General features: G+C 44.3%; 10 protein-coding genes. 1 reads left to right on the top strand and 9 read right to left on the bottom strand.

Annotated elements, in window-relative coordinates; genetic code table 11:
• Positions 1–65 precede the first annotated feature (65 nt).
• The 8 genes from QFZ81_RS10525 to QFZ81_RS10490 all read right to left on the bottom strand — a co-directional run bounded on the left by QFZ81_RS10525 (position 66) and on the right by QFZ81_RS10490 (position 11,713).
• Positions 66–1,673, bottom strand: a complete 1,608-nt coding sequence (locus QFZ81_RS10525) for a DUF3502 domain-containing protein (protein WP_307602657.1) — start codon at positions 1,671–1,673, stop codon at positions 66–68.
• Between the two features lie 42 nt (positions 1,674–1,715).
• Positions 1,716–2,624 (bottom strand): carbohydrate ABC transporter permease, encoded by a 909-nt coding sequence (locus QFZ81_RS10520; protein ID WP_307602655.1) that lies wholly within the window; start codon positions 2,622–2,624, stop codon positions 1,716–1,718.
• A gap of 48 nt (positions 2,625–2,672) precedes the next feature.
• Positions 2,673–3,542: an ABC transporter permease gene (locus QFZ81_RS10515; RefSeq protein WP_307606872.1), complete on the bottom strand. Its 870-nt coding sequence runs from the start codon at positions 3,540–3,542 to the stop codon at positions 2,673–2,675.
• 123 nt (positions 3,543–3,665) lie between these two features.
• Positions 3,666–6,458, bottom strand: a complete 2,793-nt coding sequence (locus QFZ81_RS10510) for a beta-galactosidase (RefSeq protein WP_307602653.1) — start codon at positions 6,456–6,458, stop codon at positions 3,666–3,668.
• A gap of 274 nt (positions 6,459–6,732) precedes the next feature.
• Positions 6,733–8,271 carry a response regulator gene (locus QFZ81_RS10505; protein WP_307602651.1) on the bottom strand — a complete coding sequence of 513 codons (1,539 nt, stop codon included), beginning with the start codon at positions 8,269–8,271 and terminating at the stop codon, positions 6,733–6,735.
• Entirely contained in the window at positions 8,249–10,084 is a 1,836-nt protein-coding gene (locus tag QFZ81_RS10500; RefSeq protein ID WP_307444734.1) for a sensor histidine kinase, read from the bottom strand. Before QFZ81_RS10500 ends, QFZ81_RS10505 begins: the two co-directional genes overlap by 23 nt.
• 18 nt (positions 10,085–10,102) lie before the next feature.
• On the bottom strand, positions 10,103–11,398 hold the full coding sequence (locus QFZ81_RS10495; RefSeq protein WP_307444736.1) for an ABC transporter substrate-binding protein: 1,296 nt from the start codon (positions 11,396–11,398) through the stop codon (positions 10,103–10,105).
• A gap of 144 nt (positions 11,399–11,542) precedes the next feature.
• Entirely contained in the window at positions 11,543–11,713 is a 171-nt protein-coding gene (locus QFZ81_RS10490; protein WP_307444737.1) for a hypothetical protein, read from the bottom strand.
• A gap of 281 nt (positions 11,714–11,994) precedes the next feature.
• On the opposite strand from QFZ81_RS10490, the gene QFZ81_RS10485 reads away from it, so the two are divergent.
• Positions 11,995–12,645 carry a response regulator transcription factor gene (locus QFZ81_RS10485; RefSeq protein WP_307444739.1) on the top strand — a complete coding sequence of 217 codons (651 nt, stop codon included), beginning with the start codon at positions 11,995–11,997 and terminating at the stop codon, positions 12,643–12,645.
• 74 nt (positions 12,646–12,719) lie between these two features.
• On the opposite strand, the gene QFZ81_RS10480 is transcribed toward QFZ81_RS10485, so the two are convergent.
• Positions 12,720–13,001 carry a late competence development ComFB family protein gene (locus QFZ81_RS10480; RefSeq protein WP_307444740.1) on the bottom strand — a complete coding sequence of 94 codons (282 nt, stop codon included), beginning with the start codon at positions 12,999–13,001 and terminating at the stop codon, positions 12,720–12,722.
• Between the last annotated feature and the right edge of the window lie 117 nt (positions 13,002–13,118).

Raw genomic sequence — 13,118 nt, 5'->3', positions numbered from 1 at the left:
CCCCGTTTCGTAAAATGTAAAAGATCGAAGGCCTGTTCAGAAACAGACCTTCGATATCTTAATCCTTATTTGCTGCTCTCTACAGTTACTTTGAAGGCATCCAATTGTTTTTGGACTTCAGCCATCAGTTTATCAAAACCTGCTGTTTTCAGCTTCGCACGGAAATCATCAACCGCTTTGACAGGGTCACCCGCTTTGCCATAAAGAATCGCAGGTCCCATTTGTCCCACAACTTGGGTAACCGCTGTCAGCTCATTGGACACAGGTCCCTTATCGAAAACGAATCGGCCATACGGAAATGGCTTCTTGATTTTGTCATAGGACGCATAAAGTGCGCCTTTTCCTGACCAATCATTACCGTCTGGAATTTCATTCTTATCGATGCGTCCACCCCAGAAATTGGAGTAGAAATCGTCTCTTTGCACATCATAGCCATCTGGACGGAAACGTTTGCCATCCTTGACGACGTACTGTACGCCTTCCAAGCCGTAATTCATCAATCGATACACTTCCGGGTCTTGACGAATCAGCTCGTAGACCATCAGAGCGCGTTCCGGATGCTTGCTTTTCGCACCAATGGAAGTTCCGCCGTGTGTAATCGACATGGATACGAGATTGTTGCGTGTAGCCGAGAATGGGAAGAACTGGAGATCCGAGCCCGGCTGCAATTTATCCATTTTGATACGTTCACCAAGGAAGGTTTGTGTGTGATGCTGATCAACGCTTGACTTACCAGCCTCAAGCTCAGAACGGTTATCGCCCTTATAGTTCAGCACATCCTCGCGCCAGAAGCCTTTGTCGCCCCAATCTTTCATGAGTTTGGCAAAATTCACGAAGGTATCATCGAGAACAGGGCTGTAGGCTTTATACTTCTCATCATATGATTTACCGTAGACTAGACCGAAGAGGCCTGTACTGATCGGAAGTTCAATCGCATCTGTGTAGGAATTGATGTAGCCGCCAATATTACCTGCAGCCGTACCATTCGCATCCCAAGGAACAACGCCTGGTTTCTTATCCTTGACACCTTGGAAATAGGTCTCCATCGACTTCCAATCTGTAATTGGCGCTGTGATCCCAAACTCTTTGGCCCAATCGCCACGATATAAGAAACCGTGATTAACCCACTGCGTGTAATGATCTTCAGGAATGAGCATGATCTGATTCTTGTACTTCGTCTCAGCCCAGTTCTCTGGCGGTACTTCCTTCCAAGTTAACGGCGCATACACAGGAAGCAGCTTATCCAGCGGCTGGAAAGCACCTTTTTGTGCATTCTGCCACGTATCCAACCAATCTGTTGCAACCGTGATCAAGTCAACGGGTTCTCCAGAGGCTAGCAATAGATTATATTTGGTTTGCCAATCGGCCCATTCAACCCATTTAATTTCGAGTTTCGCATTTGCTTTTTGCTTCAAAATGGCGTTGACCTTTTCCATCACCTTTTCAAATTGACCATTCTTCGGTTTATCCCCCAACATTACGTACGAAATCGTTTGGAACTCGGAGGTGTCAATTTTCCCAGATGGTGCTGCTGTCCCCGTTGCCGCAGCAGTCGCTGCCGCTTTATCCGTGGAGCTAGTTCCTGTACTGCTAGGTGTGGTGCACGCCGTCAAGCTTACAGCAAGCGTCGCTGCCAGAGCTACACTAAGTGCTTTCTTTTTTCTCTTGAACATACGGATTTGCCTCCCCATAATCATTTTGGTATATGGTTTGCGTCAGCCTTTTACAGCACCAACGGTAATACCTTTGATGAAATATTTCTGCACCATCGGATAAAATAGAATGACCGGTCCCGTTGCAACTACAGCGGTAGCCATCTTCATGGACTCCAGCGGCATATCCCTAGGCTGTACATTGGAGGAGACCGATGAGTTTTTAATAAAGTCGGCACTTGTTACAACGTTATAAAGGAACAATTGAAGCGGCCTATACTTTAAATCGGGTGATAGGAACAACATCGCATTGTACCATTCGTTCCAATAACCCAAAGCAATAAATAATCCAATGGTGGCCAGCGCCGGTGTTGTCATCGGCAGGATGAGCTTGGTGAAAATCTTGAAATCACCCGCTCCATCCATTTTGGCTGATTCCGTTATCGCATGCGGGATGGACCTTACGAAGCTTTTCATCATAATAATGAGAAAAGGGCTCATCAGTCCAGGCAGCAGGACAGCCAAATAGTTATCCTTCAGATGCAGCCACTGCGTCATGATTAAGTAAAAGGGGACAACCCCGCCTTGAAACAACGTTGTAAAGTAAATGAAGAAAGAGATCCGATTGCGATAAGGAAAATCAGGACGCTGTAAGGAATAACCCGTCATGGCTACGATAAACAGCCCAATGGTTGTTCCAATCATCGTAATGCCAAGCGTAACCCCATAGGAGCCAATAATGACTCCCGGATTCTCGAATACAATTTTATAAGCAAAAGCACTAAACTCTCTGGGCCATAAATTGTAGCCGTGTAATGTGATCGATTTCTCTGCTGTGAACGAAGTACCAAGGACAAGAAGAAAAGGCGCTAAACAGAAGATTGCAAATAGACCAATAAAGAAGTAGCCGAATAGCCGAATGGCAACCGAGGAGAAATCAGTTCCCCTTTGACGTGCGATGACTTGTTCCACGTATGTCCCTCCTATCCACCGATCATGATGATTTTGTGCATGTTGAAATTAGAACAGCGTGTTTTCAGGCGAAACTTTCTTAACCAGCCAATTGGCTGTGATGACAATAAAGAAGCCAAACACGGACTGATAAAGACTGACAGCGCTTCCTAGAGAAAAGTTAAAGTTGTTCATCAAAGAGCGGAACACGAACGTTTCAATAATATCTGTCGCGTCAAATAGGGCTGTATTGTTGGCTCCAACCAAGTTATAGAACAATCCAAAGTTCCCTCGGAGAATACCGCCTAATGAAAAAAGCAACAAAATGATGAAAGTTGGCTTCAACCAAGGAAGCACGATATAACGAATTCGCTGCAGGGCATTCGCCCCATCAATTTCTGCGGCTTCTACGATCTCCGAGTCCAATCCCATTATCGCAGCGAAATAGACGATGGAGCCGTACCCTGTCGACTGCCAAAGAAACGTAATAACGATGATAAAAGGCCAGATCGTTGGATTCGAGTACGTTTTAAGCGGCTCCCAACCGATCGATTTGAGAATCCCATTGAGCAGTCCAAAGTCGTAACTGAGAATGTTATAGGCAATAAGGCCAACAAGCACGAAAGAGATGAAAAATGGCAAGAACATCAGTGATTGTGAAAGCTTCTTAAACCACTTTTTACGAAGCTCGTTCAGCAAAATAGCAATACCAATCTGCAAGGTGTTTCCAAATATAATAAAAGCTAAGTTGTAAGCAATCGTATTAAATGTTAATTTCCAAAGTGCCCCAGAGGTCACTAGAAATTTGAAGTTGTCAAACCCAACGAACTGACTGCCGAAGATCCCCGCCGTATAGTTATAATTAATGAATGCGAGATAAAGCCCAGGCATTGGAAGGTAAGACATGACTAAGAAAAATAAAATCGCAGGAACACACATGAGGATTAACGTTCGATACGACCAAAATCTGCGCAATGGGGTTACACGCTTTTTGACAGCAATAGGCGCCCCTTCTAATGAGCTTGCTGAGATAGCAGTTTTCATGCGCGCGCTCCTTCCAAATTAATTTTCGAATACAGGTACAAAGCGCAGAGGCTCCAGCAAGGCATCTTCAGAGGCCGATACCGCCTCCAGTAAGATGGCTATTTCATTGCCCGATTCGCCACCCTGAAACCACGGTCCCGGTAAATAAAAGGATTCATCGCTGCCGCCACGGAATGTCGGTCTGTTGGCACCGCCTTGCGTCCACAGGCGGCCAACTAGGTGTCCGTTGAAGAACACGGTCAGCTTCATATTGCTGCCTTTGACATAGACCCTCCAGCCTAATCCTTGGTTATCATCACGAAGGTCACCATACAGCCATGACAGGGTACCCAGTTTCAAGGAGATATCTCCTTCTACGGGGAGTGCCCCAACGCTTGAAGCTTTGGCATGCTGCAGTAAGCCATCCTCCTGACAAGAGGATAATGTCCACTGTTTAGCGGCGGTTCCTTCATATAGACGTATATTTCCGCTAAGGGAACCATACGTTTTATCCAGAAATAGCGTTAACGTTGCCGTATCTCCCGCCTTTACATAAGGCGTAAGATCAAGATAAGGATTGAGCGGATTCACTTGACCGAGTGCGTGCCCGTTCACGTAAGCATAGGCGTGAGAGAAATTACCAGGCGTGTACAGAATCCACGTATCCGCTTCTTTCGTCAGCTCTACTTGTTTGCGGTAGCATTGATGGGCGGGCTGCTCTGCGGAGAGCCATCCTCCAACACTCACAATCGGCCATTGTCGATCGTCATAGTCTGATACTGCGTAATCGTCCTTGTCTTCTCCGTATTGCATAAGCTTGAATCGCCAGTTTTGGTTTATTTCCCTAACCGACGTTACCCCAACAATGCCCGTTAGCCCTTTCAGAGCATTTAAGTGCAGACCCGGCAAATTCGTATCATGGAAATTGGTATGTCCCCAAATCTCGACACGAGCAACCAGATTTGGCTCTATACGTGCGCCGGAAGGAATCGGAAGGAAGTGACTTCCTCCACCCGGTGTTGCTGTACCAAGGTACGTTTCACCGGTATAGACGGAAACGACATCACTTGCCTGCTGAACGATAATACCTAGACAGGTGCTCTCCAGCGGTAGTGATAATTGCGAGGTGTACCAGGCGAAACCTCGGTAAACACCATGCTTCTCCAGATAATCGGCGGTATCTCCGATCGATAAGCATTCATCCCCAAGTGTATCCAAGGGATTCACTAAGCTTTGTGACCAGCTGAGTTCAACTTCGCGGCTTTCCGAGATTCGTTTTACCCATTCGCCAACATGCAGCCCGCCTTCATCATCCATATTTTCTAGCAGCAAAGCACGTGAACGACTCATCCCGATCAATTCGATAACGTGACCGCTTAACAAGTGAATCCGAGCTGTTCTCTCTTGCTCGCTCGATTGAAAAGATACCGTTACCTGATCTTCTGCTTCGGCATCGTGTAACCTCATCGTGCCAGCCTCCGTCTGCACCTCCGTGTTAAAGCAGAGACGAATTTCGCCTTCACCATCCGTATGAAACACGAACATTGTGTGCTGTTCAAGCTGCTTCACCAGCAGCAGTTCTGCAGTTGCATAGGCAAGTGTCCCTTCAGCGATGCCCCAAGTCTGCAAGGGCACTTGCACGGGAAGAATGGGGCAGCGGTTTGCTTTGGCGACAAGTGTCGTATAACGGGGTATGACCTCTTCTGCCCCGTGAAAGTAAGCGCCTTCATCTTGCTCGTTTACTTGGCATAGGAAGAGCAGCTCGCCACCTTGCTTTAACGCTAACCGATAAGGGGATGAGGCACTTCTCGTGAGCTCAGGCTTCGCCTCCGCCAAGGAAGCGCCATATGTTTGAATCACACGATGCAGCATTCTTCCTTCATAAGCTTCCTCTCGAATGTGTCCTTCAGGAGTTATCATCCCATGGAAATCATAATCCGAGGTAAGAAAAGAAAGAGGATTTCCCCAATTGTTAGCCGCATTAGTAAAGCCAAAATTCGTTCCTGAAGCCTGCAAGTAGGGACCGAGCAGCTTCGCTCCTGCCGATAACAATCTGCGAAGCAGGAAGTGTGAGCGATTCGTCTCCGTGACGAGTAAGGGCAGCCCCCGACGAGCCAATTCCTCTCTGTAGAAGAGCACCTTTTCTTCGAAAGCAGGGTCTTGGTCATTTGGATAGAAGTTACATGTTGGTACCACGCCTTCAGCAAAACCAGAAGCCTCATACAAGCCGCCTTGTCCAGCGCAAGCAATAAGCGGGACAGTTATCCCATGCTGCAAAGCTAAATCTCTTAGCGCCGAGATATACCCTTTGGGATCAGAGCAAGGATAGAAATCAAGCTCGTTGTCTAATTGGACAGCAATGATGGTGCCACCCTGACCCGCTTCATATTTCTTCAAGATGGGAAGAATCTGTTCATACCACCTGGCCACATGCCGCAAGAAGGCAGGATCGTTATCCCTTATGCGAAGATTTTCTTTCACGAAAAGATAAGCAGGGAGTGCTCCCCCATCCCATTCCGAGCAAATATACGGACCTGGCCGTGCAATCACCCATAGACCTGCATCTGCGACATCCTGTAAAAACTGAGCCACATCCTTCTCTCCGGCAAAATCCCAAGTTCCCTCCTCGGTCTCATGATGATTCCAAGGAAAGTACACATCAATAGCGTTATATCCAAAGGCTTTAACTTTATTTAGTCTCTCTTTCCATAAACCGCGTGGTAATCGAAAATAAAATAAGGAGGCACAAAGTATAATTTCTGATTTTCCATCTAACCGCAGTGCTTCCGACGATAATTGAATCACAGCTTCTTCACTTTTTGATAAATACAATGACTGACCTCCTTGATCTACCCTCATTCATTTATGAAACCCGTTTCATCCGCTAGGAATGTCTAGCAGCGTTCTTCATGAAGTTAGTATAAGTTGTTTTAAAAGCGCTTACATTGAAAGAAACATCAAGTTATATAACAAAACTACGAAGATGCAGCCTCACACAAAACAAAAAAAAGCTACGAATTTTATCCAAATTCGCAGCCCCTTGCATTCGATATAACACTGATTTCTTATATAATTCACAGAATTTACGATCATTCATCTTGAACAATTAGCCATTGCGCCTAAACTCCTTGACTGTTTTCCCTTCCAGCTCTTTAAATACTTTGCAAAAGTAGGAAGTTTCTTGAAATCCTGTTTTCTCAGCGACTTCATATACTTTCCATGCAGGGTCTTGAAGCAGCTGTTTCGCTTTCTGAATCCGGCATCGATTCATATATTCGACAATCCTCATCCCCGTCTCGCTTTTAAATAGATTAGATAGGTAATTCGCGCTCAAATGGAGAACATCTGCCAGCCTTGCCACCGTGATGTCTTCGGCATAGTGCTCTTCCATATAGGAGATTGCTCCTTGGATTTCCTTCCGCATCATCGTATGCTCTGCCTTATTCCCAGCGATTTGCTTATTCAAATTTAGAAATAACGGCTTCACTTGCTGCAGAGGCTGAAGAGCTTCTATCGCCTGACTAACCTGTTTATAATCATGTTCAAACTGTTCAGAGAACCTGTTCCTCTCCTTAGCCAATGTTTTCAGCTGCATCATTAACTCTGCCAGCAGATTGCGTAGCTCTGATATAGGCGGCTTCCTTTGAATGAGGCTTTGAACCAAAAGCTCAGTTTGCATTTCAACATCCGTCAATAGAGCACTTTTCATCGCTGCAACCAAAGGCTGAATCGTGATTCCAGCCAGTGTGTCAACCTTGTCATTAATCTGAAGGGACTTATAAGCATAGAGTTGACCCGTTCCTTCATAAATATATTGATCTAAGGCAGTTTCAGCTTGCTTATATAGCACTGCCCAATCCTTCAATCCATAGCCGATCGAGCTAATTCCCATTGTTACAGTGTCTACCTTTTTCATCCGAGTGTACAGCTGCGACGCTTGCCGGAGTGTCTCCTCCATACATTTGTGTTCACTCTTCTCATGCGGAAAATAGATAATAACCGCAGTTCTGCGCTCCGAAATCGGGATAACCATGTTTGAGTACGCTGTCTGTTCTTCCTTGGAACCATCCGTAAGGACTTTAAAGCTAGCATCGATCACAACGACTGCCGTGGGACCTCCATGAATGGGAAAATGAACGGCGCTCGCTTGATCTTCGATGTCCTCCGCTCGTTTCAACTCGCCTAAGAGAAGTTTACGCCCCAATAGGCAGCGCACCTCTTCAAAGCTGGCATCACGAATACTAGCTTGTTTTTTTCGCCTATGATCCTCCATAATCTTGCCACTCATTTGTTGTAATAGCTGTTGTAACGCATTAGGTTCGAGGTCATGCTTTAACAAATAATCCTCTGCCCCAAGCTTGAGGGCTTCCTTCACGAATCGGAAATCATCGAAAGAACTGAGTGCCACAATTTTGATGGATTCATCCTTTTGTTTTACCTGTTGGATAAGATCAATGCCGTTCATTTCGGGCATCGAAATGTCCGTCACAATGAGATCAACCTGCTGATGCTGCAGAAGATCAAGTGCATGCACGCCATTGAGAGCTTCGCATACAATTTGGAAACCATAATCTTCCCACCGAATGATCGTTTTAATTGCATACCGATATATCGCATTATCTTCAACGATCATGGCGTTCAACATGCTCATTCCTCCTTTGACGATGCGTTCTATGCGGAATTCGAACAATAGCTTTCGTACCTAATCCGGGTGCACTTTCGTAGCTAAGGCCATATTTCTCCCCATAATACAGCTGAATGCGTTCATTCACATTGTGAATCCCAATACTCGTCACTCCGGGAACCGATTCTTTACGTGTTGCTGTGTTCAATAGATTAAGCGCTTGTTTAGCTTCCATCCCTATTCCGTTATCTTCGACAATGAGTAGGAGCTGCTTCTCTTCTATGCGTGCATAAAGTACAATACGTCCACTCCCCTTGGACATTTCGATGCCGTGAAGAATCGCATTCTCGACAAGCGGCTGAAGAATGAAATAAGGCACCTCGCTTTCCATCAACCATTCATCCACTTCATAGTCCATGTGAAAGGCATCGCCATAACCAATTTTTTGAATATAAATATAGTTTTTTAATTGGTTAATCTCTTGCTCCAAGCTGTGAAATTCGCCAACACGTCGTACCGAGGATTTCAATAATTCAATAACTGAGGTGACCATTCGCTCAATCTCGGCTTGATGGTTCATGCGAGCGTACCATTTCACAGTGCCTAACGTGTTATAAAGGAAATGAGGATTAATCTGACTCATGAGGACGGTAAATTCAGCCTGTTGTTTGGCAATTTGCTCTTTATACACCGTGTTTATTAAATCATTAATCCGAGACAGCATAAAATTGAACCGTATCGATAAGCTCCCGATCTCATCTCGCCCAAGCGGAATAATTCGAACATCGAAATTGCCATCTTCGACTCGGCGCATCGTTTGCTCCAAGATTTTGATATTTCGTGTCGTAGAGTTCGAAAGTAATACAGCAATTCCGGTAGATATCAGAACGGCAAACAGCGAAACGAGAGCAATCACAAAAACTAACACGCGTGTATTGGACAGAAGCTCAGACATCGGAATAAAACAAAGCACCCGCCAGCCCAGCGTTGAGGTTCGTTCTTGGACGAATAAATGACTCCCTCCCCCAGCATTATCGACAATGGCCATAGAGGAATCATTCTCCATAAGCGTATAACTTAAGCTCCTTGAGATGAGATTATCCATGCCAGGAGTTCCGCCACCAGCTAGCAGTTCGTTCAAAGGATTGAGAATCGCAACATTATTTTGCTTAATGATTGAGCTATTGCTCCCCAGGGATAAGAAATAATCCGAATCGATACTGATTACAATCGTGCCAAGACTACGATCTATTTGACTCAGATCAACGAAATCTCTGATAAGGAACACTTCTTTTTGCTTTCTCAGAGAAGGCGACCAGCTGATGCTTAGTTCATGATTTTTCAAATAATCAGAAGATTTGCTTGTCATCACGGTTACTTCTTCATGATTTAGTGTATGATCCAAGCCTTTTTTATTTTCCCACCAGTACACCTGTCCCTTATGTGTTTGAATCATGATGGCATTCATATAGGGATTTCCATTTCCGTACTGAGCCAGCAGGAACTCCATACGGCTGCGGAAAGCTGGATAATTGTCACCAGTAACTTGTTCACCTTGTTCAGCAGCAATTTGCCGAATATTACTGTCACTAAGGACGTAAACGGAGGAAGTGAATGCTTCCTTCGCTCTAATTTCAATATTGTCGGAAACTTGATGAATGACCTGCATCGAAAGGTCTCTTGTATTCGATTCAATGAATTTCGTAGAGGCATAGATGGCAGCTCCACCAATCGCCGATGAAATGAACAAAATAAGAATCATATTAGATAGAAATATTTTCGTACGGATGCGAAAGTCCTTGACCCGATTTAAGTTCCACGGGGTGGCTGTCATACGCAGATCTCCTTGCTGTCATTTGGATGGTTTGCGAATCCGATCGAATGCTTGATCCAGCTCTTGAATACAGTTATCCACATTGTGGTTACGATCAATAACGAATTTCGTGAGTGCATTTACAAACACTTTTTGCAGATCCTGATTCACAAAATCTGTCGGCAGACTCGACCAGTCATACGTTTTGCCTGTTTGGATATAAGTTTCATCCAGCTCTACATAAGTGGGATCAAAGTCATTTGGCAAGCCTTTAATCACAGACAAAGCCTTCTTTTTCGTCTGAAAAATGGTCCCCATTTCCTTCGAGGCAAACAGTTCTAGCATTTGAAGCGCCGCTTCCTTATGAGGTGATTGGGGATTGACCACAATCCCTCCTGTTGATTTTAGTCCAAACTTGGCATCTTGGGGATTATTTGAATAAGGGAAAGCGAATAGTCCTAGATTACTCGCAGGATTCTTGGATTTAACACCGTCAACCGTCCACGTGCCATTAATAATCATGCCGGCTTTCCCCTCAGCTAGGAGCCCTTGGGCTTGGTTCCAATCGGTTTCGAACGGCTTGATGTTCACATAACGCAAGCGTTCTCCATATCGTTTCAAGATGTCTTTGAAGTGAATTTGATCCTCAGCGAACGAAGTTCGACCTGCTTCTATATCAGCAAACCAGTTGCGTCCAGCGGCATACTGATTAGCCAGAAGGTCCGCTGCAATGTCCCAAGTCAGAGTCCAACTATCCTTGTAGCCTGCTGCAATAGGAATAATTCCTGCCTGCTGCAGCGCCTCACAGGCAACCAAGAATTGCGGCCATGTTGTTGGCGGACTTTGGATGCCTGCGTGGGCGAAAGCTTCTTTATTGTAAATGACACCCGCTCCATTTACATCTATCGGAAGCGCCCATATTTTCCCATCGGCTGTCTTCACACCATTCAGGAACCTCTCGTCGATTTGCGATAAAAAGGGTTGACCCGTTAAGTCCATCGCATATCCTTTATGAATAAGATCCTGAGCAGCCTCCATATTATCCAGCATATAGATATCAGGCATGTTATTCGAAATCACGCGAGTGCGAAGCAAGCTCATATAATTGCCTCCATCCACGCCCGTTAACGTAAACGCATAAGAAGGATGTTGTTTAGTAAATAACTGTGTCCCCGCCTCCAGCCATTTCCGTGCACCCTCCTCATCGAAGTGATGTATCCACGAAAGCGTCTGCTCCTGGACCTGCTGTTTAGGAACGACCGTTACTGTCTTGGGTTGACAAGCAGTAAGCATCAGAGATACAGTCATGCCTAGGACTAACAAACGAATCTTCATTCATCCCCCTCATTCCTTGATAGCGTTTACAATAGTATAACGGACCTGGCCAATTAAAAAAACAGCCTATTTCCTCTTCAGAGAAAATTGACTGTTGTAGTTGTATATACAAGCGAATCATCGCTAATCGAATTCTAGTTATTCCTATCTTTCATTCGTTGAATTCCAACCGTCATTGGCTTCGATGATATCCATCATTTTCTTCATCGAAAGCTGGATTTGTTCAGCGGAGGGCAAGGTTAAGTTGCCATACGTTTGCTTCACAACATCCGTTAACACAGAATCAAACATGCAATCAAATTGCTCGTTTTTCAATATGAATTCCCTCCTTATTTACTTAATTTTGGAAGATTACCTATACTTATCATATATAGAAACGACTCCGATAACAGCGCAATATTTTCTTTCGCAAATCCACATTTTTTTCCATAAGTACGCATTTTTTTTTGCGTATAACGAAAAAAGGCGCAAAAATCAGATAAATAAAATCTAATTTGCAATCTTTTTGTGAAATTTGGTAAAATTAAGGAAAGAGATGAACAGCGGCGTGAATTCACCATTCGGATCCCCTTACCAAATCAGGAAGGAAGTATCAGATGATTAAGAAATCGAAGATTCTGATCGTAGATGATCATCCCTTAATGGCGGAAGCGACATCGAATACACTGAAGCAAATCGAGGGCATACAGATTGTAGGGATAGCTGGAACTGGCAAACGATGCTTGGAACTCGTAGATTTGCATGTACCGAATATTGTTTTTTTGGATTATAATCTTCCGGATCAATACGGCGATGAGATTGCCAAAATCATTAAGGGGAAATATCCCGCCATCCACCTTGTTATTTTTTCGGGCATAGAATTATCCCATCTTTACAATTATTTGATCGGACTTGAGGTTAGTGCTGTTATATCTAAGGAATCTAGCGGTACGCTTATTAAAAGCTTAGTTACTCTTTTGTTAGAGAATTTCACAATAATACCCGTTCCTGTTTTTCACAAAATGAGAGTGGACAGCGGTAATTTGCATCAGACTGATTCATTGGACGACGATGAAGTACATATGATGACCATGATTGTCCAAGGCCTAACCAATGAGCAAATGGCCGAGGAAGTGCATATGAGTAAGCGTACCGTAGATAATTATATACGCAAGATTTATGAGAAATTAGGCGTGAAATCAAGGGCGCAAGCCGTAGATAAGTTTAATCAATTCAAGCATATTTATGAAGTTAACCGGCGACCATGAATGGTTGATGCGATTATGATGAAAAAAAGACTGGCCTCTTCGTGAAGAGACCAGTCTTTTTCATGGCAATTCTCTTATGATTGGGATTCTTCTCGGTGATGTTGATGATGTTCCACAATATTCGCCGCTTCCATTAATTCTCGCATGACATCGGACTGCAGCTGTGGATTGATATATAGACCTTTCACAAATAACTGCCCCTTTTCACTAGAGGTATATCGCGGAGGGATTTTATTTAAAACCAAAGCAAGCACGTCTTCTTTGCAAGTATTGCAATCGCATTTCATTTCATAGTTTTTTTGAAACTCTTCAAACAAATTCATCACTATCGTTTCCATTGCATTGAAGACTGCCATTATGGGTACCCCTTCTTCATTCAACTATATCTCTATTATAACTCATTTCCTCCTAAATCAAAAAGTTATCAAAAAGAAGAGGCCACACGGATGCGTGCAGCCTCTTATATCCTCTTT

The organism is Paenibacillus sp. V4I9 (assembly GCF_030817295.1).
In the GTDB taxonomy this organism is placed as follows: Bacteria; Bacillota; Bacilli; order Paenibacillales; family NBRC-103111; genus Paenibacillus_E.
This window is presented reverse-complemented; position numbering and strand designations above follow the sequence as displayed.